This is a genomic window from Proteus sp. LHD240705, assembly GCF_047921555.1.
In the GTDB taxonomy this organism is placed as follows: Bacteria; Pseudomonadota; Gammaproteobacteria; order Enterobacterales; family Enterobacteriaceae; genus Proteus.
Map to the genome: position 1 here is coordinate 620128 of NZ_JBLRMI010000001.1, position 25630 is coordinate 645757.

A 25630-nucleotide genomic window follows, 5' to 3' on the forward strand; every position below is an offset into this window, starting at 1 on the left:
AACTATTGCTGATAAACGGTATTTTATTCCCACTCAATTGTTGCTGGTGGTTTACCGCTGATATCATAAACAACACGGGAGATACCACTAACTTCATTGATAATGCGGTTAGAAACACGACCTAAGAAGTCATATGGTAAATGTGCCCAATGTGCTGTCATAAAGTCCACAGTTTCAACTGCACGTAATGAAACAACCCAGTCATATTTACGACCGTCACCCATAACGCCCACTGAACGCACAGGTAAGAACACGGTAAATGCTTGGCTTACTTTGTTATATAAGTCAGCTTTATGCAATTCTTCAATAAAGATAGCATCAGCACGACGCAGTAAATCACAATACTCTTTTTTGATTTCACCTAATACACGAACCCCTAAACCAGGACCTGGGAATGGATGACGATAAAGCATGTCGTAAGGTAAGCCTAACTCTAGACCAATTTTACGAACTTCATCTTTAAATAGTTCTTTTAATGGCTCAACTAAACCCAGTTTCATATCATCAGGTAAACCACCCACATTATGGTGTGATTTAATCACATGAGCTTTACCTGTTGCAGATGCGGCAGATTCAATCACATCTGGGTAAATAGTACCTTGCGCTAACCATTTAACTTGTGGCTGTTTAACCGCTTCTTCATCAAAGATTTCAATGAATGTGTGACCAATGATTTTACGCTTTTTCTCAGGATCGTTTTCGCCCTTCAACGCAGTTAAGAAACGTTCTTCTGCTTCAACATGGATAATATTTAGGTCAAATTTACCTTTAAACATTTCCATGACTTGTTCTGCTTCATTCAGACGCAATAAGCCGTTATCAACAAATACACATGTTAAACGTTTACCAATCGCACGGTTTAACAATAATGCAGTCACTGAAGAATCAACACCACCTGATAATGCTAAAATAACGTGATCATCACCAATTTGCTCTTTTAAACGAGCAACAGTGTCTTCAATAATTGCAGCAGAAGTCCACAGAGCATCACAACCACAGATATCTAAAACGAAACGTTTTAAAATCGCTAAGCCTTGATGGGTGTGTGTAACTTCTGGATGGAATTGAACACCATAAAAACGTTTCTCTTCATTCGCCATAATAGCAAATGGGCAAGTTTCAGTGCTGGCTACTGTTACAAAGTCTGATGGAATAGCAGTAACTTTGTCACCGTGGCTCATCCACACATCTAATAGTGGTTTGCCATCTTCGCTAACTGAATCTTGAATATCATTGAACAGAGCACAAGTTTCACGAATTTCAACTTGTGAATAACCAAATTCACGCTCACCAGAAACTTCGACGTCGCCACCTAATTGCATTGACATCGTTTGCATACCATAACAAATTCCTAATACAGGAACGCCTGCATTAAATACGTATTCTGGCGCACGAGGGCTGTTGTCTTCAGTAGTACTTTCAGGGCCACCAGACAGAATAATACCATTAGGATTAAATTCACGAATTTGTTCTTCTGTAACATCCCATGCCCAGAGTTCACAATAAACGCCGATTTCACGGATACGACGAGCAATAAGCTGCGTATACTGTGAACCGAAATCAAGGATAAGAATGCGATGATTATGGATATTTGCTGTCATTTGTGGTGAATTCCAAAACAGATAAAGTCATAAAGTTGAAAGGCTTGCTAATTTATAATCAAAACAAGCCTTTCTCGGAATAAATTACATACCTAAGCGATAGTTAGGTGATTCTTTCGTGATGGTCACATCATGGACATGGCTTTCTTGAATACCGGCACCACTGATACGAACAAATTCAGCTTTAGTATTCAATTCTTTAATTGTTGCGCAGCCTGTTAAGCCCATGCATGAGCGTAAACCACCCATTTGTTGGTGAACGATAGTTTTTAATAAACCTTTATAAGCAACACGACCTTCGATACCTTCTGGTACTAATTTGTCTGCTGCATTGTCAGTTTGGAAGTAACGATCTGATGAACCTTTAGACATCGCACCTAATGAGCCCATGCCACGATAGGATTTATAAGAACGGCCTTGGAATAGTTCGATTTCGCCCGGAGATTCTTCAGTACCTGCAAACATTGAACCAACCATCACGCAAGCTGCACCTGCTGCTAATGCTTTTGCGATATCGCCAGAGAAACGAATACCACCATCTGCAATAACAGGAATGTTACGATCTTTCAGTGCTTCAACTGCATCTGCAATAGCGGTAATTTGTGGTACACCAACACCAGTTACGATACGTGTTGTACAAATTGAACCAGGACCAATACCAACTTTAACCGCACTTACACCTGCATCTGCCAGTGCTAAAGCACCTTCTGCGGTTGCAACGTTGCCACCAATGATAGGGAGATTTGGATACAATGCACGAGTATCACGAATGCGCTGTAATACGCCTTCAGAGTGACCGTGAGAAGAGTCAATAAGTAAAACGTCAACGCCAGCGGCAACTAATGCTGCTACACGCTCTTCGTTACCTGCACCTGCACCAACAGCAGCACCTACACGTAAACGACCGTGTTCATCTTTACATGCGTTTGGTTTACGTTCTGCTTTTTTGAAATCTTTTACAGTGATCATACCTTTCAGATGGAAGTTGTTATCAACCACTAAGGCTTTCTCTACACGTTTTTCATGCATTCTTTGCATGACAACATCTCGTGCTTCACCTTCTTGTACTGTCACTAAGCGCTCTTTTGGTGTCATTACCGCAGTAACTGGTTGGTCTAAATCAGTAACAAAACGAACATCACGACCAGTAATAATACCCACTAATTCGTTGTCATTAGTCACAACTGGGTAACCCGCAAAGCCATTGCGTTCAGTCATTGCTTGAACTTCACGTAAAGAAGTTTCTGGTGTTACGGTGATAGGATCAGTGACAACACCACTTTCATGTTTTTTCACACGACGAACTTCTTCAGCTTGGCGTTCGATAGACATGTTTTTGTGGATAAAACCAATTCCACCTTCTTGAGCTAATGCGATAGCTAAAGGCGCTTCAGTCACAGTATCCATTGCAGCAGACAGCATAGGAACATTTAGGCGGATTGTTTCAGTCAGTTGAGTAGACAAGTCGGCAGTATTAGGAAGAACAGTGGAGTGTGCAGGAACTAACAAAACATCATCAAATGTAAGTGCTTCTTTTTTAATTCGTAACATAGCAATATCTCACCAAGGCGGCTTTTAGGAAATAGAAAATATTGCCGCGGAATTATACACACCGTAATCGGTTGCTTCTAGCTTTTTTTCAAAATTTTTATTGATCCTGCCACTAACTTAGGTAGTATCAATCAATTAAGTCTTTGTTTTAAAATTTGATCTGGCTCACATGACACTACCGATAAACAATAATATTTTTACTGTTAGCCGTCTAAATAAGACCGTTCGCCAGTTATTAGAAATGGAAATGGGTCGCATTTGGATCAGCGCTGAAATTTCCAATTTTACTCAACCTTCTTCTGGTCACTGGTATTTTACGTTAAAGGATACGAATGCCCAAATCAGAGCGGCGATGTTTCGTGGGCAAAATACTAAAGTTACTTTTCGCCCTCAGCATGGTCAGCAAGTTTTAGTTCGCGCAACAATTACATTGTATGAGCCACGAGGCGATTACCAATTGATTGTTGAGAGTATGCAACCTGCTGGTGACGGGCTATTACAACAACAATTTGAGCTATTAAAACAAAAACTCAGTGCGGAGGGGTTATTTGATGCAATTCATAAAAAACCCCTGCCATCTCCCGCTAAACAAATTGGTGTTATCACTTCATCAACCGGAGCAGCACTACACGACATCTTAAATATTCTTCGTCGTCGTGATCCTTCTTTGCCAGTGCTTATCTACCCAACCGCTGTTCAAGGTGCTGAAGCGCCTATGCAGATTGTTCATGCCATCGAACTTGCTAACCGCCGTAAAGAGTGTGATGTTTTAATTGTTGGTCGTGGTGGCGGTTCGTTAGAAGATCTCTGGGCATTTAATGATGAACGCGTTGCTCGTGCTATTTTTGCCAGTGAAATTCCAATTGTAAGTGCAGTTGGTCATGAAACCGATGTGACCATTGCTGATTTTATTGCCGACCTTAGAGCGCCAACCCCTTCTGCGGCGGCAGAACTCATTAGTCGTAACAAACTTGAGCTATTGCGCCAACTACAATCACAGCAACAACGCCTTGAAATGGCGATGGATTACTATTTAGCGAAAAAATTACGCGCAATAACACAGCTCCATCATCGTTTACAGCAACAGCATCCTCATTTACGTCTTGCTCGTCAGCAAAATGTATTAGCTTCCACACAACAGCGTTTAGTCACTAGTTTTCAGCGGCTATTGCAAGCCAAGCAACATCAACAAACACAACTACAAAAACGCCTTAATTACCAAGAGCCTAGTTCACAAATTCAAGCATTACTTCGCCAACAACAGCAGTTGATTTACCGTATGAGAGAAAGTATTTCACTACAGTTATCTCGTCAACGTGAACAATTCGCTATTAGTTGCTCTCGTTTAGAAAGTGTGAGTCCTCTCGCAACACTTTCTCGCGGTTACAGTATTAGCGAAACAGAGTCTGGAGAAGTGCTGAAAAATACCAAACAAGTGAAAATTGGCGATCCGTTGAAAACACGCGTTGAAGATGGTTGGATCACCAGTGAAGTAGTTAAAACACAAAAGATAAGAGCTAAACGTAAAACAACACCTAAAAGTGACGATTAACTTAAATATTATTGTTTAGTGAAACCGTGATACAAAAAACGGCACCAATCTTCCTTTGATGCCGTTTTTTATTATTTATACTTTAAGATAATCATTACGTTACATTAAAAACGTACTTCTCCTGCAAAAAGATAACTTCTGCCACGGGCAGTTTGTGTATTTGCACTCGGATCTTGCATAATCGGCGCTGAATTACTTCTATCAAGCGCATTAGAATAGTTTTTATTCATTAAATTATGCACGGCAAATTTTAAAGAAATATTTTTATTAATTCTGTAATTACTATAAACGTCGACAACCGTTGGGATATCATCTTGCTGTACCATTGGTACTTTACCTGTATCGTAATCTACCCCTTCTGGTGAGGATTTACGTGCTTTTCCCGTTATTTGGATCACAGTGCCTAGTTCTAATGACTGGTCATCAAAGAAGCGAACACCAGTATCAATAGTGGCATAATATTTAGGTAATTCAGAAGCGGGCGTTTGCCCAAAGTCTGTACTGGCAATCGAAGTCGGCTGTGAAGTTCGTTGATCACTGTATGAAAGGTTAGTGTAAAACACCCCTGCGTCATAATTTGCTTGTAGCTCATAACCACGTAAAGTCACAGGATCAAGGCTATTGGTGTACAAGAAAATATTCCCATCGTATTCTATCCCCGCGTAATCCTCGCCAGTTAAAGAACCGTCATTTTTACAACGCACCCCACCTTTACATACCAAATAAGAATCACTGGAAATGTAGTCTTTGATTTTTGTGTGATACCACAATCCTTTAAATCGTAAACTATCACCTTCCATCATTAAATCTGGGTGATAACTATTAAAACCAATTTGGACGGTATCGGCTTTTTCACTTTTTAAAAATGGATTCATTGAAGCACCACCTTCATTGGCAAAAAAGATCTCTTGTGATGTCGGTGCCCTCATGGTGTGTGCATAGCTTACAAAAGGCTGGAATTCAGGAATAATTTCGGCAGAAAACAACATGCCTGGATCCCAATTTCTATCATGGCGACTGAGGTTCATTTCACCTTCGGGGAAACATGCGGCTCGTGGATCACAAGCGGGTTTTCGCCCTTTAATATGATAATCGACATAATTTAAATTAAGGTCGAGAGTATAAATATCATATTCAAATTTCATTTGTGAAAAGAAGCTGGTTAAATCATTTTTTCCTTGAGGTGCAAACGTATTATATTCAACCATATTTTGTGCTTGCCACGGATCAGTAGAAGGTGCAATAACACTGCGTTTGTATTCTGTTGACATTAATTTTGTGCCCAGTGTTAATGCCATATCCAATTCATCATAATTAAAGCGGCTGGTATTTTTAGCGACTAGTGAATCAGATATATTTTTTGCATTTGCTTCACGTAAACTCACAAGAGAATCACCCGCAAACTTTTGCGATGCTTGACTATGGCTAAGCAGAATTTCGCTATCAAATAGATCATTTAATGGTGTATAGCGATATTTTGCATAATAATCTTTAGCATCAATTTTACGGCGATTAAAATCATTGTTATAAAAACGACCACTTAATTCTAATTCATGAGAATCATTTGGTTTTATATTTATTTTGGTAAGTTCTGAGTGTGGTCTTTGATTAAATTCTTTACTTGTAGAAAATTCTTCACTATTAAAGCCAGCGCCATTTTTATAAGACGATTCTATTTTATGTCCACTTAATGCAAGCATTGCGCCAACTGAACCATTATCATTAAATAATGAGCGCTGCCCTGCAAAAGCAACCATACCGTTATAACCTAAGCCATTTGTACCACCAGCTGCTTTACTTCTGACACCCCAAGTGTGTCCTTGAAATAAAATATCTTCTACACCAATAGTTTTAAAATTAGCACTTCCTGCCAGGGCATTAATACTATTTTCACCGTCTTGTTGACCACGAGAAATATCGATTTGAATAATAAAATTCGGATCGATCATGCTATTAAATTGGTTGTAAGGTTGCGCGCCATGCGCATATTGGCTAGGTGATGTGCTATACATAGTTTGAGTGACACCATCAACCATCATATTAACGCGACCAAAACCACTTAATCCGCGAATATTAACACCAATGCCCGGCTGACTCACATCCATTTGAGTATATGTTCCCGGCGTTGAACGTAATGTTTGTTCAACAGATTCAAGATTATTAATTTCACCAATAGAGCTATAAGCACCCGGTTTTCCCAATGCTTTTTGTTCAGGCGTTTCTTTTTGTGCTGATGAAACTTTTAAGCTACTAAATTGAATCGCTTTATCTGTTTCAGATGCAATGGCAAGATGATTAACACCCGAAAATAAAATAAGAGTGCTAAGTATTTTCCTTGTAAATTTCATAATAAACCTATTCTTTATTTTTATTTAAATAGGCTCACGTTGCTTTATATAAAGTAAATTAAACTAGAAAATATTATTATTGTTATGTTTGCTTTAAATAATAGCGCTGTCTCCCTTAAAGAGAGACAGGCTAATTTATTAAACTGATTTACTATTACTGATTATTCTATTTTATATTTTGAGCTTTAAAATAGACTTCAGGCTGTTCTAACATCAGAATAAAGGCATATTCTTTTGCTGTATCGCGTAAGCGATTAAAACGCCCTGATTTACCACCATGCCCTGCACTCATATTAGTTTCAAGTAATAGCAGATTATTATCTGTTTTTAATTCACGCAATTTCGCAACCCATTTTGCAGGCTCCCAATATTGCACTTGTGAATCATGTAACCCTGTTGTGACTAATAAATGAGGGTATGCCTTGGCAACCACATTGTCATATGGGCTATACGATTTTAGGCGGAAATAAACGTCTTTATCCGCAGGATTTCCCCATTCTTCATATTCCCCTGTTGTTAAAGGAATTGAAGCATCAAGCATTGTTGTCACAACATCCACAAATGGAACTTGAGATACAACACCTCGGTATAATTCAGGTGCCATATTCACAACGGCGCCCATTAATAATCCGCCCGCACTGCCACCCATAGCGTAAACGTGTTTGGGTGCTCCGTAACCTTTGGCAATTAGATATTTAGTAGCATCAATAAAGTCTGTAAAAGTATTAACTTTATGTTCCATTTTACCTTGGTTATACCAGCGTTTACCTAATTCACCGCCACCACGCACATGCACAATGGCATACACAAAGCCTCGGTCTAATAAGCTTAAACGAGGTGAACTAAACGAAGGATCGATGCTGCTACCGTAAGAGCCATAGCCATAAATTAAGATAGGATTTTCACCTTTCTTAAATAAGTCTTTGCGATAAACCAATGATACGGGAACTTCAACACCGTCTTGTGCTTTTACCCAGATACGCTCGCTTTCATATAAATTGCGTTCAAAGCCTTTCACTTCTTGCTGTTTAAGCAATTGCTTTTGATGCGTTTGCATATTCCATTGATAAGTTGAAGAAGGCGTTGTCATGGAAGTATAACCAAAGCGAAGCTCTTCGCTATCTGCTTGAGGGTTAAAACCTAGCCATGCCATATAAACAGGATCGTCAAAGGTCACATTTGTCGATTGACCTGTTTTCCAATCAATTTGACGTAATGACACTAGTCCTTGTTTTCTTTCTTCCACAACTAACCAGCGATTAAAGAGATCAAAACCTTCTAAATCGACCTCTTTTTGTGGTGCAATGACGGTTTCCCAAGGCTTATCGATTGATGCCGTTTTATAAAGACCAAACAATTCACTCTCATGATTCGAACGAATATAGAATTCACCATTAAAATGGTCGATATCATATTCACGCCCTTCTTGACGCGCAGAGAATATTACCATTGGTTTTTCTGGCGCATTCGCATCAATTAAACGAGATTCTGAGGTTGTTGAGCTTTCAATAGAGACAAGAATGTAATCTTCAGATTTACTTTTACCCATCCATGTATAAAAGCGATCGTCGTTTTCTTCGAAGATTTTGACATCTTGTTTACGATCGGTGCCATATTGATGGCGATAGATTTGATAAGGCAGTAAGGTTTGCGGATCTTTATCAACATAAAATAGTGTTTTGCTGTCGTTTGCCCACACAAGATTTGCTGAGATATTGGTTAACACATTCTCTTTCCATGTATTATCCGATAAATCTTTATAGGCAACATTATAGTTTCTGCGCCCTTCTTTATCTTCTGCAATAGCGATACGTTTGTTATCTGGGCTGATTGTCAAATCACCTAATTGATAGAATTCGTGCCCTTTAGCACGTTCGTTTCCATCAACGAGAACTTCCCATTCACCTTCGCTATTTACTGGTTTACGCTGATAAATAGGGAAATCTTTACCTTCTTGATAAATAGTACGATAAGTATAGCCATTATAAATATAAGGCACTGATTCATCGTTTTGAGCCATACGGCTCACCATTTCATTAAAGAGCGTTTCTTCGAGCGCCTTGCCTTCTTTCATCACTGATTCAGTATAGGCATTTTCAGCATTCAGATAATCAAGCACGTTAGGATCTTTACGTGAATCATCTCTTAGCCAATAGTAATTATCGGTGCGCGTGTCTCCATGTTCTGTCATCACATGAGGCACTTTATTCGCTTTTGGTGGCATCACTAGGGAGTCCTTCTGATTTTGAGCCAATGCAGGTGTTGCTGAAATTAACAATGCCATGATCACACTCGTTAATTGCAACGTCATCCGTTTTTTTGTTGCGACTAGCATAACGTTTTATTTCCTTTTTGACCTGTCGTTAGAACGTTAGTGTAGAAAACTCAATTGGCATTTCAACCATTATTTTACCTTTCGACAATAACTCAATTGGTGGTATCGGTAAGGGCTCTGCACGTTTGAGTACTCGTTGTGCTTCTCTGTCTAAAGAACGCACGCCACTACTAAGAATTAATTCACTCGATATGACATAACCTTGTTCATCAACAATAAAGCGTACTTTAGAAATCCCTGTTCTACCTTTACTTTTAGCTTCTTCGGGATAGGCTTTATAGCGATTAAGATGCCCTTTTGTTTTAGCTTGCCATAATGCTAATGCGCTTTCCGTGCTATCTGAATCGCTATCATAATTTGCACTAACATCATTAGATTGCTGTTTCGCCGCAGAGCGACTGCTTGATGGTGCTGATTGGCTAGACACATTTTCGCTAATAGTAGGCGCGGGCTTTACCGGAGAGGTTATAGGTGTCACTTTAGCTGTTTGCTCTACATTGACTCTTTTTTTAGGTTTTTCGAGCAAAATATCTGCATTTTCATTCACAATCAGATCAGGCTGTTTTTCAGCAATATCTTGCTCTACCTTTTTTTGACTTGCTACCGCCAATTGTTGATCGACGCCTACAACCTGTTTTTCATCACTGAGTGCTTGGACGTTTTCACTTAAGCTCATCATTACAGCTAATTCTGGCTCTTGTATAAGTACCGTATTCTCTTTATTGAAATAAAAATAAGCCATGACAAAAATAGCATGTACACCGAGAGCCAAAATAAATGCTTTAGAACTACAAAGCTGAAATTTTGGCATTTGATCCATACAAGAAGAAATAAGCATATTCGTATTATCAATAAATTAAGGTAAGGCGACAGGTGTTATCCAAAGATAATCGGCATGAACGGAAGTCACATCACTTCCCTCTTCCGTCATTATCACCACAGTTACTTTTTCATTCGGCGCTAGATCAGCAACGTGTAAAGGTACACCCATTACTTTTGTGGCATGAAAAGAGCCAGCAATTAACAGTGCGGGTGTCGGAGCATCTAATAAACTTTTAGCCATTGCACGATCACGCAATTGCTGAATAACCGTCATTTTTTCTGCTTGTGTTTTATCAAGCTCACCGCCATGAGAAAGCTCAATTGTTTTTTGAATAAGTTGGCGAACAGATGTATCAGTTGAATGCACACCATCAATAATAGGAGGATTTTTATACGCACTAGATATTTCACTGCGATCAATATTTGCCGCTAATAAAGGATAATCAGCGCTTAGCCCTGCTTTAACTATATTGCCATACCATTTCCAAGGCCAACCTGAATTCCATTTTAATGCAGCCATTAGTCGCTCATCTCGTAGATATTCAGAGCCTGAATAACGTTTCTTTGTGTTATCCACTAATGATTGCTGGCTTGGCGTTAGCATCTCAAGTAAAACCGCTCCTTGAGGGCGTTTTTTAGGTAGCTCTGTCATTAACCAATATTCAATATCATGATGATAAGCATTGTCATGTTTTTCACCAATAATCACATGTGATTGACTTGCTAATCGTGTTAACAGTGTGTCTGCTGTGATGGATTGCCCAGTCTGAGTATCAATGATGTTTGCTGACTGAATAATTGCCAGATCTACGGTTGATACAGGTTGTTTTTCTATTGAATGACATGCTGAAAGACTTATTAATGAAACTAGTAGTAAGATCCTTTTTGATATTGAGAAAAACATAATCATCCTATTAGTTATATATACCTACTTTAGTTAGACGCATAGGTTAATATTGTTGCTAATAATTATCAATATCATTCTTATATTAATTTGTATTTAACATTCTTTATGCTGATTTGATGAGCATAAAAAACCCCCGATAATCGGTTGTCCAACTATCGGGGGTCACTTCAATAAAAGGCGCTTTATGAATGGAATTATTTAATTAGTAACAATTAATTTTGAGATTGTGCCTGAGCTTCCACAACAGCTAATGCCACCATATTCACGATACGACGTACTGATGCAATTGGCGTCAAGATGTGGGCAGGTTTAGCAATACCCATTAATACTGGTCCTACTGTCACACCATCAGAGCTTGTCACACGCAGCAAGTTATAGCTAATACGTGCAGCTTCCATTGTTGGCATAACTAATAGGTTTGCAGCGCCTTTTAATGGACTATCTGGCATCACATCACGGCGAATAGATTCTACTAATGCTGCATCTGCATGCATTTCACCATCAATCTCTAATTCAGGTGCACGTTGCTTGATTATCTCTAACGCTTTTCTGAGTTTGATTGAAGATGGGCTATCAAATGAGCCGAAACTTGAACGAGAAACCAGCGCTGCTTTTGGCTCGATACCAAAGCGACGAATAGTATCAGCAGCCATAATCGTAATATCGGCTAGTTGTTCTGCGGTCGGATCTTCATTAACGTAAGTGTCTGTAATAAAGGTGTTACCACTTGGCAATAGCAGAGCATTCATTGCTCCTGCGGTTTCCATTCCTTCACGTAAGCCAAACACATTTTTGTAGATTTCAAAATGTTCAGAATAGCTACCCACAGTACCACAAATCAGGCCATCTGCTTCACCTCGGCGAACCATAATGGCACCAATAAGTGTTGGATTGCCAATCATTGCACGGCGAGCTTGCTCTTGTGATACACCGCGACGTTTCATGATTTGGTGATATTCTTGCCAATACTCTTTGAAACGTGGGTCGTTTTCATTATTCACCACCTCAAAGTCTTTACCAGCTTTAATGTGTAAACCCAATTTCTGAATACGCATTTCAATCACACTAGGACGACCAATTAAAATTGGAGTGGCTAATCCTAATGTTACTAATTCTTGTGTTGCATGCAGTACGCGGTTTTCTTCCCCTTCTGCTAACACAATGCGTTTTTTCTCTTTTTTCGCTTGCGAGAAAATAGGTTTCATAAATAAGTTCGTTTTATAAACAAACTCATTAAGGTGTTCAATATAAGCAGAGAAATCTTCAATTGGACGTGTTGCAACACCTGAATCCATCGCCGCTTTTGCAACTGCTGGCGCAATTTTCACAATCAAACGTGGATCAAACGGTTTCGGAATAATGTATTCAGGACCAAAAGAGAGTTCCTGATCACCATAGGCAGAAGCAACTTCTTCGTTTTGTTCCGCGAGTGCTAATTCTGCAATAGCATGAACACAAGCGAGTTTCATCTCTTCATTAATTGCTGTCGCACCAACGTCTAATGCGCCACGGAAGATGAATGGGAAACACAATACGTTATTAACCTGATTTGGGTAGTCAGAACGCCCTGTACAGATAATCGCATCTGAACGTACAGCTTTTACTAACGGCGGTAAAATTTCAGGTTCTGGGTTTGCAAGCGCGAGAATAAGTGGATCGCGAGCCATTTTCTTGACCATTTCTTGCGTTAATACGCCAGGTCCTGAGCAACCTAAGAAAATATCAGCATTATTAATAACGTCATCTAATGTACGAGTACCGTTATCTTCGATTGCATAAGCAGCTTTGGTTTCTGCCATATTAGCTTCACGTCCACGGTAGATAACCCCTTTAGAGTCACATACAGTGATGTTTTCGCGTGTTAGCCCTAAAGCAACTAATAAGTTCATACAAGCAATAGACGCGGCACCTGCTCCTGATACCACTAATTTTACTTTACTAATTTCTTTTTTAATAATACGCAAGCCATTGAGAATTGCGGCTGTAGAGATAATCGCTGTACCATGCTGATCATCATGGAATACAGGAATGTTCATTTTCTCACGCAGTTTTTTCTCAATATAGAAACACTCTGGTGCTTTAATATCTTCGAGGTTAATACCACCAAATGTTGGCTCTAATGATGCGATAATATCAACGAGTTTGTCAGGATCTGTCTCATTAACTTCAATGTCAAAAACATCAACGCCAGAAAACTTCTTAAACAAAACGCCTTTACCTTCCATTACAGGCTTACCTGCTAAGGCACCGATATTTCCAAGTCCAAGTACCGCAGTACCATTTGAAATCACCGCGACAAGGTTACCTTTGGCTGTGTAGCGATAAGCAGCAAGAGGATCTGCTGCAATTTCTAAACAAGGAGCGGCGACGCCTGGTGAATAAGCTAATGCTAAATCACGTTGGGTTATGAGTGGTTTTGTTGGTGTTACTGTGATTTTGCCAGGTACGGGAAATTCATGAAAATCTAGAGCGCTTTGTTTTAATTTGTCTTCCATCTTCATATCCTTTGTATCAATAGGGTAAGGGCTTCGTTAGTATAATGGTAATGGAGCGTTAAATCATGACGGCTCCGACACTTTTTTCAAATTAGTAAACAAGATTTATTATAAACAATTAATACCTAGTTATAGGTATATTATTAACACTATTTAATTTCACCGGTGTAATAAACTCGAACAGAAAAAAGACAATATTTGTTTATTATTTACCAGATATTAAATTAACATTTAAAATAATTAATTTTTTTATATTGTTTAAAAAAACAATAACTATTTTCACTTTTTGATTATTTTTTAAATAGCCTTATCTCTGCACAACTCATTGTAACTATAAAGATTTTATAGAATTAGATTTTTTGTTAGTCGTTTTGGTTATTTTCTTTTTTACCCGTAACAATAATTGGTGTAATATTGCGAACCGTCAATTTTATTTTCTTATTGTTTTAATAAGATGTCTGATTCTAATTTTTATTCCTCATTTGGAATTTACTTTTTTATTTTCTGCTATTGGAAAGATTACGCACATTATTATTTTTTTTTAGGGAGAGGGGTTATGCCTAGCTACTCAATTATGATAGTGGATGATCACCCTATCATGAGATATGGATTACGGCTATTGTTAGAAAAAGACAAGGACTTTGTCGTAGTAAGCGAAAGTGGCAATGCTCAAGAGGCTGTAACCGCTGCAAAACAGTTAAATCCAGACTTAATTATGATGGATTTAAATCTACAAGGGCGTTCAGGTATCGATATTATTCGAACACTTCGCCGCTCTGGTTTAACATCTTATGTTCTTGTTTTATCCGTTTCTGATTCACGTAATGATGTTTACGCTGCGTTGGATGCTGGCGCAAACGGTTATCTTTTAAAAGAGTGTGAGTTAGACATGCTATTACTTAGCCTACGCAAAGCAGCTGTTGGGCATCCTGTTTATAGTGAGCGAGTGTGGCAATATATTCAACTTAGGCAAAACTATTCTGATCCACTTTCAGCATTGACTAAAAGAGAGTTGGATGTTCTTCATGAAGTGTCTGCTGGAATGAAAAATAAACAAATTGCTGAGAATTTATTTATTTCTGAAGAAACAGTGAAAGTCCACATTCGTAATATTTTAAAGAAACTGCAAGTCACTTCTCGTTTAGCTGCCAGTCTTATTCTTATTAAGCATCAGTACTAAACGCTTTACCCCGACACAAGGTCGGGGTAATCAGAGCTATTATTGAATATTCTGCTTAGTGCTATATTAAATCATCTCTACTCAATAGGAACTGGATAACTTAATACTTTAAAATGGTTATCTGGTAATTTTTCGATATTTAACTGATACAGCTCTCGATTTATTCCATTAATCACAATATCAAGTTCGCTAAAAGCGGATTGTATTTCTTCATTGGTTGCCCATGAAGGAATACCTTTTACACCATAATAAAAATAAATTTTACTTTTGCCTGATCCTATCGGTTGGATCTCTTTAATTTGGCTAATGAACAGGTGACCATAACAGAAGTCTTGATAAGGTTGCCATGCTCTGCGCCCTTTTTCACTGAGATTGAACACCCATTCTTCTCCATTTGCGGTTTGTTCAATCAATCCTGCCTCAACTAATGCATGCATTCTTTCTAGCACCCAAGGTGCATCATCTTCATTGCTGTACACAGGCCATTTCCCTTCGCCCAAACACAATAAATAATCACTGTTAAAAAAAGCCTCTAAGGCTATTTTATACTCATCAACTTTTTGACTGTCATTTTCTTCATCTGCCCAGCTAAAAGAAGAAAGTAAAAGCAATATAAGACTCAGTGAAATACTTTTCATATTCTCTTTTACCAACGGAAATCTTTATTCGTATTTGTATTACTCTACGCTACACAATTCGTTACACTAACGTGACAGTTTAATATCCGATATATTTTATAATGTAAATAGGATTTTTCACTACAACAAAAGCTGTTATTTTGGAATTGTATAACACTCATTCTCATCAATACTAATATTACGTATTGTCATATAAGGAAAATATCATGTCCACGACAAACCTGACATATACCATGTACGGCATAAAAAATTGCGATACAATCAAAAAAGCACGTAAATGGCTAGATGATAATCATGTTCCCTACACGTTTCATGATTACCGCAAAGAGGGTTTGACGGAAGCATTATTACGCACCTTTACAGAAAATTTAGATTGGCAGACACTTGTGAATAAAAGAGGAACAACTTGGCGTCAATTATCTGATGAAGAAAAAAACGCAATCACTGATGTTACCTCTGCAATCTCACTTATGTTAGATAAACCCGCGATCATTAAACGCCCTATTCTTGTGTCATCAGACAACCGCTTTGTTGTTGGTTTTGATGTCAATGATTATTCGTCCTTTACAGGAGCCTAATTTTTATGTCCTGTCCTGTTATTGAGCTTGCACAACAACTGATTTCGCGTCCCTCAATCAGCCCTGATGATCAAGGTTGTCAGCAACTGATTATCGATAGGCTTGCCCCTCTTGGTTTTACGATTGAAAGAATGCCTTTTGGTGAAACTGAAAATCTCTGGGCTTGTCGTGGTGGTGAAGGCGAAACACTAGCTTTTGCTGGTCATACTGATGTTGTACCAACAGGTGATCTTGATTTGTGGGATAACCCGCCTTTTGAACCATCTATTCGTGATGGTATGTTATATGGACGCGGTGCGGCGGATATGAAAGGCTCGCTTGCCGCCATGATTGTCGCTGCTGAACGTTTTGTTCGCTCTTATCCTGATCACCGTGGACGACTAGCCTTTTTAATTACATCGGATGAAGAAGCCAAAGCCGCAGACGGCACAGTTAAAGTCGTACAATCGTTAATGTCACGTGGCGAACGTCTCGACTATTGCCTTGTGGGTGAGCCTTCAAGCCAACATCATTTAGGCGATATGGTAAAAAATGGTCGTCGAGGCTCAATAACAGCAAATTTAATTATTCAAGGTGTGCAAGGTCATGTCGCTTACCCTCACCTTGCAGAAAATCCTATTCATCTTGCCTCCCCTTTTATCCAAGAGCTCGTTAATACTGTTTGGGATGAAGGTAACGAGTTTTTCCCAGCAACCACAATGCAAATTGCTAATATCCATGCAGGTACAGGCAGCAATAATGTGATCCCTGGTGAGCTGTTTATTCAATTTAATTTCCGCTTTAGTACTGCCATTACAGATGAAGAAATTCGCCAACGTACAGAAGCGTTACTACAAAAGCATCAACTTCGCTATCAGTTGGAATGGTCTTTATCTGGTCAGCCTTTTATTACTGGGCAAGGTAAATTACTTGAAGCTGTCCGTTACTCCGTTAAGCATTACACCAATTTAGAGCCAGAGCTTTCCACCAGTGGAGGCACTTCTGATGGTCGATTTATTGCCCAAATGGGCGCGCAAGTTGTCGAATTAGGCCCTGTTAATGCAACAATTCATAAAGTTAATGAGTGTGTTAATGCGGCAGATTTACAACAGCTTAGCCGAATTTATCAGCGGGTTATGGAGCAACTTATTTTATGATAACGCCTTTAATGCTAACTGGCCGTTCTACTGATCATTTAGTCACTTTATCTGGTCAGCATCGCTTACAATTTAATGCCACTAAAGCTTTTTTAGCATTACAACAACAAGCCACAAAAGCAGGCTTTAAATTAATGCCAGCCAGCTCTTTTCGTGATTTTAATCGCCAATTAGCTATATGGAATGGAAAGTTTGAAGGTACTCGTCCTGTTTTAGATGCACAAAGCCAGCCAATAGATATTCATGCATTATCAGATGGTGAGCGCTGTATCGCTATTTTAAAATGGTCAGCATTGCCTGGTGCAAGTCGCCACCATTGGGGCACTGAGATTGATATTTACGATCCTTTTCGTTTACCTGAAGGGCAATCATTACAATTAGAACCTTGGGAATACGAAGATGGTGGCTATTTTGCAGAGCTTAATGAATGGTTAACAGAGAATATGTCAGCGTATGACTTTTATCGCCCTTTTACTCATAAAGAGAGCGATATTGCTTACGAGCCATGGCATATCAGTTATTGGCCTCTTTCCCATGAAGCTTCTCTTGCTTATACACCTGATATTCTAAAATCTGTGTTAGAAGAAGAGAATATTTATGGTAAACAGTGGCTATTAGCTAATCTTGACGAAATATTTGCACGTTACATTGTTTTGCCTGAATAACGTTATTTTTCACATGGGACTTCTTGTTGATCATTAACAGGAAGTCTCCACATAAATATCAACAAACACACTAAGATTATCAGCAATAATATTCTGACCCAAAGCATAGACACTAGCCACAGTGAAATCGCAAAGGTAATTAAGATCACTAAGATAGCTTTAGGTTTCGCCCCTTTAGGCATAGCGTGATAAGTTTGCCAATATCGTAAATAAGGACCAAACCAAGAGCGATAAAGTAACCAATAATGGAAACGCTTCGATGAACGAGAAAAACACCATGCAGCAAGCAATAAGAAAGGTGTAGTGGGTAACACAGGCAAAATAACACCTAATGTAGCTAATCCAACACATAACCAACCTGCTATAATCAATAATATCCGTTTCATGCTGTGCTTTTCCAACCTATGCTTTATTGTGTTATTTTATAGAGTAAATAAAAAAGATCCTCATTCTCAACAACAATTTTAAAATATAAGGCTTATTTATGCACTGGATTGCTGACTATTGGTGGGTAATTTTAATTCTTTTAGTTGGAATTATCATTAACGCTATTAAAGATATGAACAAAATCGATCCCAAGCAATTTCTTAAAAATAAGCGAAAGTTGCCTCCACATCGTGATTTTAATGATAAATGGGATGATGAAGATGATTGGCCTAAACAAAATCAAAACAAGAAGGATGAGAATAAGTAGCTAACCACTGTTGATAACGCGATGTTAATTGAGGATCTTTTTCAGCCATTAATTGCGCACATTGCTCTCTTAATTGCTTAGTTAAGATTTTTTTTCCTGATAAAGAAAACTCAGCCACACACTGCTCGACTGACTTATTGTCTACAAAAAAAGCCACTAATAACGGGTAGTGTTGCTCATAACCTGCTAAAAAATTAGCAACACTCTCATAAACAGTCAGTGCTGGACGATGAGCAAATGCAAAACCCGCCATCACTAACCAACGGTCTTGTGATGTAGCGATATGATTTGGTATTAAATTATCCGCTAAGCAGAGCTTGGTTTGCTGTTCTATCTGCGGATATTGCAAAGCAAAAGCACGTAAAGACGAGCGTAATAACTGTTCGCCTTTTTCTGTTAGTGGATAAATTGCCATTGCAGCGTAGCATCCACTGCTTGCCTCTTTATGTACCCCTAAGCGCACTATTTGAAAGCCACATTGCATCCAAAACTGTGCTAACACTTCGGTATAACCAAAGCTCACCGAAAGATAATCAATAGTCTGTTTTTGACTCTCTTTTACAATATTAGCAATTAAAGTTGCGGCAATTTTTTGGCGTCGATATTGAGGTAAAACAGCAATGCGGCTAATACGCAATGAGTTCAAACACATTGCATCGGGTGTTAAACCATAAGTTACTAATGATTGAGCAACCAGATTACCTCTTGGCCTACGAGTACCTAGCCAAACATCATAAGCAAGTTCGAAAGGTAATCCTCCTTCTTCGATACACCACACAGCACCCACGATTTTTTTATTGATTGATGCTGACCAATAACGCTGTTTTTGACCATCAAGTAAACGTCGTAGATCAAGTGGCGTTGTTCGATAATGCGCACTGGTAAGTAACTGATAAAAATCATGTAGTTGTGAAATATTGTTATGCCAATTTCCTTGAAGCTGGTGGATATCGACTCCACCTTGTTTCTGACGCTCGAAATCAGACTCAAGCTCATCAAGCAATAACAACTGATTAAGCCAATTTTCTAATGGACAATCTTTAGCCCAACGAATTGGTGTTTGTAATTGATAGGTATGCAAATTAGGAATGTTGTCTCCTAATTTCAGCATAAAACCTCGCCCTGTTCCTTCATAGCCTTGTACTGTAGTTGTCATTAAGACATTAGGGAAATAACCACACAGCACTTCTAGTTGTGCAATAGGCAAAGAAGCAGCCTCATCAATAATCAGCCAATCACTTTGGATTTCGTTATTTATACACAGCGCTAATAAATTATCAGGAGAGTAAAATGAAATAGCTTTATTGGTGTGTGAAGATAAAACATCTATACTATTTTTAGCAGGTGCACATACCAGTACATTTCCTTGATATTGATCGATAAACATTCCCGCCAGCGCTGACTTTCCTCTGCCTCTTGGTGCAATAACACTCCAAATACCCGATGTCGATAATAGCAAATTATCTAAAATTACTTGCTGTTCTGCGGTTGGTTTACCTTGTGGAAGTGCCCAAGGTTTAGCCTTTTCAATCAATTTGGGTAATTGAAATGGCGTTGATTGTTGCCAGACAATTGCTTTGTCATCACCTAAAGTGATGTTTTTTAGCCATGCCATAAAATTTGGTGTTGAAAGCACACCTTGAGCATCATTCCATCGCTGACTATCGTTATCGGTATAACTGTCCCAACGTTCAATATCAGGCAAGCACAAAATCAATACACTACCTGCTTTTAATGTGCCCGTTAACATGGCTAAAGCATCAGTATTAAATCCTTCATTAGCATCAAAAACCGCATGTAGGAACTCACGTCCCAATAGGCGAATAGCTTGTTCAGGTAAAATAGCATGGGGTTGATTGGAAGAAATAGTGACCCAATCACCTTGGCATAATTGAGTAATTTGCTGGATCTGTGCCGTTTGCCATACTGGTTCACCCGCTAATAGCAGTAACTGCCGTTGCCCTAATTGAGCTAATTTTTGCTGATATTGATGTAAATGAGACAATGGCACAGCTAGGATTTACCGATTAACAATGAAAGAATACCAGCTGCAATTAATGGTCCAACAGGCACACCTCGGAAAAGTGCGACACCAATGACTGTTCCCACTAATAAGCCAGCAACCGTTGAAGGCTGGTTATTCATTAGAGAAACGCCCCGTGCGCCTAACCAAGAAACCGCGATACCTATCGCAATTGCTAGTAATGATTTCCAGTTTAAAAATGAGTTAAGAACTTCTTGCCCTGAAATACGTCCTGTTGCTATGGGTGTCATTACCCCAATGGTCAAAATTAAGATCCCGATAGTCATGCCATATTTTTCAACAACAGGAAAATATTGATTTAGAGGTGTGATTTTAATCACTAGCAAAGCAAGCATTGCTAACGTTACAGTCATATTATGACTAATAATGCCAAGTCCTGCGAGAACCAGCAAAATTAATAGTGAGGGATCAACGTTACTCATGTTTGTTCCTAAGCCTTTCTCTTTATAGCGTTAATTATCTTTTATTTACCGACAAATGGTATTAGTTCAAAGACGAAGAAGCAAATGTATCGCAAGATTTAATACTGCCACTGTTATAGCCTCTCATAAACCAAGTCTTGCGCTGTTCTGCTGTGCCGTGTGTAAAACTATCGGGCACTACATAACCTTGCTGTTGTTTCTGTAACTTGTCATCACCTATCGCTTGCGCCGTTTTGATCGCAGTTAATAAATCGCTTTCATCAATACGACCTTCACCTGCAATAAAATGTCCCCACATTCCAGCAAAACAGTCTGCTTGCAACTCTAATTTTACAGATAAACGATTTGCCTCTGCTTTTGAACGCGCCATTTGTTGTTTTTCACGCATTTGATTAGTGATACCTAATAAATGCTGAACATGGTGCCCTACTTCATGTGAAATCACATAACCTTGAGCAAATTCACCGCCACCACCTAGGCTATGTTTCATTTCATTATAAAAAGAGAGATCGAGATAAATCTTTCTATCCGCGGGACAATAAAAAGGTCCCATTATTTTTGTACCTGTACCGCATTGCGTTGTGGTGCTGTTGGTATATAAAACAAGTTTAGGATAGCTATATTGTTTGCCTGCTTGTGCAAAAATAGTTTGCCAAAAATCTTCTGTACTGGCTAAAACGACGCTACTAAAATCTGCGGCTTCATTATAAAGGGCACTTTGTTGTTCGTTGCGTTGTGGCGATTGGTCGGTTTCACCCGTTAATGAGTTAAAGTCAAATCCCATAAAACTGGCTATCACTAAAACAATAATAACCACAAACCCATATTTAGTGCGTAACAAAAGTGCAATTAATCCTAATGGGAGATTGCCACCGCCTGATGCGGGAGAAGATTGCCCTCTTCTATCTTCAACATTGTCACTTCTTCGGCGATCATTCCAACGCATAACTTATCCCCACATTTTAAATAGACGACTTTAGATTTATTATGAACAAATTTATCACTTGATTTGAGATAATAACAAATAATTGCAATCTCTATTCCCTATTTTTTAAGAGCAAGATAATAGAGACTATCAGAGTAAGCTAGTACCCGTTGTCACAACGAAAAAAATAAGCATCATAAGGAATTAAAACTGCTTTTTTAACGATTTCATAATAGAATTCTTATTTCTTGCCTTTGTATTTTTTCTTCACTAATAAATAGATAATTTAATGACTCGAACTCAACGTTTACTCACTTTATTGCAGATTTTAAAAGAAAATCGCTATCCGATAACGGCAGAGGTATTAGCAGATAAATTACAAATTAGTGTTAGATCTATTTATCGTGATATTGAGTCTTTACGTAATCAAGGTGCTGAAATTACGGGTGAAGCAGGTATAGGTTATCAGCTAAAATCAGGTTTACTCCTACCGCCATTAACCTTTGATATTAATGAACTTGAAGCACTTATTTTAGGTTTACGTTGGGTAGAAAGTAATACAGATAAAGAGTTAAGTCACTCGGCGTTACGGGCAATTAATAAAATCAATGCTGTAATAACAACACAGCATCAAACATTGCTTGAACAAAATACATTGTTTGTTCCCACTAACCGAATTATTGAAGTTGATCATACCATTGCTAAAGATATGCGTTTTAGTTTACGCGAAGAAAAAAAAGCCAAAATAGATTATAAAGATGCTCAAAAACAATTAAGCACTCGAATTATTTGGCCTATTGCTGTGGGTTACTTTCAAGATTCACAAGTGATTGCTGCATGGTGTGAACTACGCCAAAGCTATCGCCATTTTAGGCTCGATAGAATTATCTCTTATGAAGTATTAAGTGAGAATTTGCCTTACCCTAAAAACTATTTACTCTCTCGATGGAAAAAAGAGATCCTCAAAGAGGCTCCTGACAAAAACTGACGCACCGTTTGCGTAATATCTTCCTTGCTGTTCGCTGTTCTTTGTTTAGCTATAGTTTCAGTTTAAACAACTTCATATTAATCAACACAGTAAGGAAACATTATGAGTGAACTTATTCTTTATACTAATACAATGTCTCGCGGTAACACCGTTGAACTTTTCTTAAAAATATTAGATGTGTCTTATCAGCGTGTTGAATTAGAATATGGCGAACCAATGCGCACCCCTGAATATCTTGCTATTAATCCGATGGCAAAAGTTCCTGCATTAGTCGATGGCGAAACCGTTGTTACAGAGACAGCGGCAATTTGTGCTTATTTAGCAGATAAGTTTATTGAAAAAGGATTTGCTCCTGCCCTTAATTCACCTGAGCGTGCTGCTTATTATCGTTGGTTCTTTTTTACAGCAGGCCCTATTGAATCTGCATTTACGGTGAAAGAGCTTGGTATTGAACTTAATGAAGAACAGCAAAAATCATCTGGTTTTGGTTCTTTTGAACGCGCTTTTCATTGCTTAGAAACGGGCTTAGCCAGCGCCAAACCTTATCTTTGTGGTAAAAATCTGACTGCCGCTGATATTTATGTGGGTTATTTCCTTATATTTTTGTGCAAGTATGCGCTTATCCAGCCTACACCTCTGATTAATCAATATATTGATAGCCTTGCGCTTAATAATGAGATTAAACAATTATTAGAAAGCTTAGGATTACGATAAATTTTCTTATTATTAAACATAATTCAATCAAGCTATCTGCATAGTTACTTAATTATGTTCTTTAATACATTTTCATTTAAAACGTGATATTTAAAACAAAAGGTCAGCTTTTAAGCTGACCTTTTCTAATTACATCTTGTTTAACTTGACGTAATCGTTTGCGTATTTAGTCTAAAGAAACACCGATTCGACGTGCAACTTCTTCGTATGCTTCAATTAATCCGCCTAAGCTTTGACGGAAACGGTCTTTATCCATTTTATCTAAGGTGTTTTTATCCCATAGACGGCTTCCATCAGGAGAGAATTCATCTCCTAATACAACTTTGCCATGAAATAGACCAAACTCAAGTTTAAAATCGACTAAAATAAGTCCTGCTTTATCAAAGAGTTCGCTAAGGACATCGTTTGCTTTATAACTCAAACGTTTCATTTCTGCGAGGTTTTCTTTAGACACCCAACCAAAAGTTTCACAATAAGATTCATTGACCATAGGATCATGACGAGCATCATCTTTCAAGAATAAATCAAAGATTGGTGGATTTAAAAGTGTACCTTCTTCGATACCTAAACGTTTGACTAATGATCCCGCTGCACGATTACGGATAACGCATTCAACAGGTACCATATCGAGTTTTTTTACTAGCACTTCATTATCAGAAAGCAAACGTTCCATCTGCGTTGGGATACCCGCTTCTTCCAGTTTATTCATAATGAAATGGTTAAATTTGTTATTTACCATTCCTTTACGATCAAACTGTTCAATACGTTGGCCATCTAACGCTGATGTATCATTTCTGAATTCAAGGATAAGAAAATCAGAAGATTCAGTGGCGTAGACCGTTTTGGCTTTTCCACGATACAACTCAGCTTTTTTCTGCATCTGACACACTCCAAAGATGTGATAGGTTTAACAAGAAATTTGCTTCCCATACTCTACTCTAGATTAGATAAAAAAGCTTTTAAAACGTGAGTACTATCACTAAAAAATCTCAGCGACAACGCATTGCTCACAACGTTTTTTTGTTGAAAACCACACCATAATTAGAAATCATATTTCAATTAATTCTATTGAATAACTGCGCTAATAACTAAAGTTATCATAATCAATATAAAGAGTGGTTTAGTAAAATTAGGATATATAAAATATAAAAAGTCAGAATAAGAATAATTATAGATTATATCACCTTATTATTTCTATTTTCAGATGATATTCTTAATAGACCTTAGATCTGTTTCAGATTACATCTATTTTGAGTAATCAATAATAAAAAAACCAGATTAATTTCTTTTTATTGAAAATTAATCTGGTTATCAATATTAGCATTAACAAGTTTTAATGATTTATCTCTTATCTATTTTTATATTAAAAAAATTCATGTTATCTCGTAATAACATAATGCTTTATTAAATAATAAAACAGTAGATCTCATAAGCAAACCAACCTAATAAAGCGCCGGCAGGTAAATCAATTAAGTAATGTTGTTTTGTAAACATGCAAGATAATGCAATAAATAATGGGAATAAGAAAACCCATGGTCCTAAAGTTGCATAAGCAAGACACGCTGTGAGTGTTGCAACAGAAACGTGCATACTTGGGAAGCAGTTTGAGGAATCATCAAAATACTGAACAAACTTAAGAAATTTCTCTGACGCTGTTTTTCCTGGGTTTAAGGTACGCCAATGTACTGGGGTTGCAACAGGGAACACAACAAAGAAAAACATTTGCATAACTAACAAAACAATATAACTAAAAACAATCATAATAAATTGTCTTGAGTCTTGAATGATCCAATTGAGATATAAAATTGCGGGATAATATAAAAAGCTATAGATCCATGACCACCATGGCCAGAAAGGGATCTTTTCATCAATCGGTGAATTAATAATTTTCACTTCTCTCAATGTATATCGTTGAGTAAAAAAATAAAATTGATAAACACCTACAATAAGTATCCCACTTAATATCAAGTGAATAATCATATCACCTGCACTCATAAATACTCCTTCATATAGTCAGAGAATGCTTTGTTATTTT

Annotated in this window: 22 protein-coding genes; 8 read left to right on the forward strand and 14 right to left on the reverse strand. The window is 38.0% G+C overall.

All coding sequences use genetic code 11. The annotated features are described in order from the left end of the window. Positions 1-23: 23 nt before the first annotated feature. Both guaA and guaB read right to left on the reverse strand, forming a co-directional pair. Complete coding sequence (guaA, locus tag ACNART_RS02930) at positions 24-1601, reverse strand: glutamine-hydrolyzing GMP synthase (RefSeq protein ID WP_100160335.1); 1578 nt, start codon at positions 1599-1601, stop codon at positions 24-26. 84 nt (positions 1602-1685) lie between these two features. Then, positions 1686-3152, reverse strand: coding sequence for an IMP dehydrogenase (gene guaB, locus ACNART_RS02935; RefSeq protein ID WP_109373637.1), 1467 nt, complete (start codon positions 3150-3152; stop codon positions 1686-1688). A 169-nt stretch (positions 3153-3321) separates the two neighbouring features. Between guaB and xseA the strand changes: the two genes are divergently transcribed. After that, positions 3322-4704: an exodeoxyribonuclease VII large subunit gene (gene xseA, locus ACNART_RS02940; RefSeq protein WP_198619863.1), complete on the forward strand. Its 1383-nt coding sequence runs from the start codon at positions 3322-3324 to the stop codon at positions 4702-4704. 104 nt (positions 4705-4808) lie between these two features. Here the strand turns inward: xseA and ACNART_RS02945 are convergent, their stop codons facing one another. The 5 genes from ACNART_RS02945 to maeB form a co-directional block, all read right to left on the reverse strand. Then, a complete protein-coding gene (locus tag ACNART_RS02945; protein WP_198619862.1) occupies positions 4809-7052 on the reverse strand; it encodes a TonB-dependent receptor in 2244 nt (747 codons plus the stop codon). 166 nt (positions 7053-7218) lie between these two features. Then, positions 7219-9387 carry a S9 family peptidase gene (locus ACNART_RS02950; RefSeq protein ID WP_198619861.1) on the reverse strand — a complete coding sequence of 723 codons (2169 nt, stop codon included), beginning with the start codon at positions 9385-9387 and terminating at the stop codon, positions 7219-7221. 28 nt (positions 9388-9415) lie between these two features. Then, entirely contained in the window at positions 9416-10198 is a 783-nt protein-coding gene (locus ACNART_RS02955) for an energy transducer TonB family protein (protein WP_232797462.1), read from the reverse strand. Between the two features lie 45 nt (positions 10199-10243). Then, positions 10244-11113 (reverse strand): ChaN family lipoprotein, encoded by an 870-nt coding sequence (locus tag ACNART_RS02960; protein ID WP_196532492.1) that lies wholly within the window; start codon positions 11111-11113, stop codon positions 10244-10246. A gap of 215 nt (positions 11114-11328) precedes the next feature. Then, positions 11329-13611, reverse strand: coding sequence for an NADP-dependent oxaloacetate-decarboxylating malate dehydrogenase (gene maeB, locus ACNART_RS02965; protein WP_198630143.1), 2283 nt, complete (start codon positions 13609-13611; stop codon positions 11329-11331). Positions 13612-14167: 556 nt separating this feature from the next. Here maeB and ACNART_RS02970 point away from each other — a divergent pair. Beyond that, on the forward strand, positions 14168-14791 hold the full coding sequence (locus ACNART_RS02970) for a response regulator (RefSeq protein WP_069368881.1): 624 nt from the start codon (positions 14168-14170) through the stop codon (positions 14789-14791). Between the two features lie 77 nt (positions 14792-14868). Here the strand turns inward: ACNART_RS02970 and ACNART_RS02975 are convergent, their stop codons facing one another. Next, positions 14869-15429, reverse strand: a complete 561-nt coding sequence (locus ACNART_RS02975; protein ID WP_100160343.1) for a hypothetical protein — start codon at positions 15427-15429, stop codon at positions 14869-14871. A gap of 206 nt (positions 15430-15635) precedes the next feature. On the opposite strand from ACNART_RS02975, the gene ACNART_RS02980 reads away from it, so the two are divergent. From ACNART_RS02980 to ACNART_RS02990, 3 genes are read left to right on the forward strand one after another with little or no spacing between them, the layout of a single operon-like run. Continuing rightward, on the forward strand, positions 15636-16007 hold the full coding sequence (locus tag ACNART_RS02980; protein WP_109373644.1) for an ArsC family reductase: 372 nt from the start codon (positions 15636-15638) through the stop codon (positions 16005-16007). Between the two features lie 5 nt (positions 16008-16012). Further along, positions 16013-17143: a succinyl-diaminopimelate desuccinylase gene (dapE, locus tag ACNART_RS02985; protein ID WP_109373645.1), complete on the forward strand. Its 1131-nt coding sequence runs from the start codon at positions 16013-16015 to the stop codon at positions 17141-17143. After that, a complete protein-coding gene (locus tag ACNART_RS02990; protein WP_109373646.1) occupies positions 17140-17808 on the forward strand; it encodes a M15 family metallopeptidase in 669 nt (222 codons plus the stop codon). The genes dapE and ACNART_RS02990 overlap by 4 nt, the downstream gene beginning before the upstream one ends. A gap of 2 nt (positions 17809-17810) precedes the next feature. On the opposite strand, the gene ACNART_RS02995 is transcribed toward ACNART_RS02990, so the two are convergent. Then, positions 17811-18194: a DUF454 family protein gene (locus ACNART_RS02995; protein WP_109373647.1), complete on the reverse strand. Its 384-nt coding sequence runs from the start codon at positions 18192-18194 to the stop codon at positions 17811-17813. A gap of 98 nt (positions 18195-18292) precedes the next feature. Between ACNART_RS02995 and ACNART_RS03000 the strand changes: the two genes are divergently transcribed. Next, on the forward strand, positions 18293-18502 hold the full coding sequence (locus ACNART_RS03000) for a YpfN family protein (RefSeq protein ID WP_109373648.1): 210 nt from the start codon (positions 18293-18295) through the stop codon (positions 18500-18502). Here ACNART_RS03000 and ACNART_RS03005 read toward each other — a convergent pair. The 3 genes from ACNART_RS03005 to ACNART_RS03015 all read right to left on the reverse strand — a co-directional run bounded on the left by ACNART_RS03005 (position 18465) and on the right by ACNART_RS03015 (position 21914). Further along, positions 18465-20513 carry a tRNA(Met) cytidine acetyltransferase TmcA gene (locus ACNART_RS03005; protein ID WP_416303432.1) on the reverse strand — a complete coding sequence of 683 codons (2049 nt, stop codon included), beginning with the start codon at positions 20511-20513 and terminating at the stop codon, positions 18465-18467. The genes ACNART_RS03000 and ACNART_RS03005 overlap by 38 nt on opposite strands. 2 nt (positions 20514-20515) lie before the next feature. After that, positions 20516-20968 (reverse strand): DUF441 domain-containing protein, encoded by a 453-nt coding sequence (locus ACNART_RS03010; protein WP_006533030.1) that lies wholly within the window; start codon positions 20966-20968, stop codon positions 20516-20518. Positions 20969-21029: 61 nt separating this feature from the next. Then, positions 21030-21914 (reverse strand): neutral zinc metallopeptidase, encoded by an 885-nt coding sequence (locus ACNART_RS03015; protein ID WP_198619858.1) that lies wholly within the window; start codon positions 21912-21914, stop codon positions 21030-21032. A gap of 268 nt (positions 21915-22182) precedes the next feature. Between ACNART_RS03015 and ACNART_RS03020 the strand changes: the two genes are divergently transcribed. Continuing rightward, a complete protein-coding gene (locus ACNART_RS03020; protein ID WP_198619857.1) occupies positions 22183-22881 on the forward strand; it encodes a helix-turn-helix transcriptional regulator in 699 nt (232 codons plus the stop codon). 102 nt (positions 22882-22983) lie between these two features. Beyond that, on the forward strand, positions 22984-23595 hold the full coding sequence (locus tag ACNART_RS03025; protein WP_198619856.1) for a glutathione S-transferase family protein: 612 nt from the start codon (positions 22984-22986) through the stop codon (positions 23593-23595). A 166-nt stretch (positions 23596-23761) separates the two neighbouring features. On the opposite strand, the gene purC is transcribed toward ACNART_RS03025, so the two are convergent. Next, positions 23762-24475 carry a phosphoribosylaminoimidazolesuccinocarboxamide synthase gene (gene purC / locus ACNART_RS03030; protein ID WP_088495303.1) on the reverse strand — a complete coding sequence of 238 codons (714 nt, stop codon included), beginning with the start codon at positions 24473-24475 and terminating at the stop codon, positions 23762-23764. A 524-nt stretch (positions 24476-24999) separates the two neighbouring features. Then, on the reverse strand, positions 25000-25590 hold the full coding sequence (locus ACNART_RS03035) for a phosphatase PAP2 family protein (RefSeq protein WP_349443323.1): 591 nt from the start codon (positions 25588-25590) through the stop codon (positions 25000-25002). Between the last annotated feature and the right edge of the window lie 40 nt (positions 25591-25630).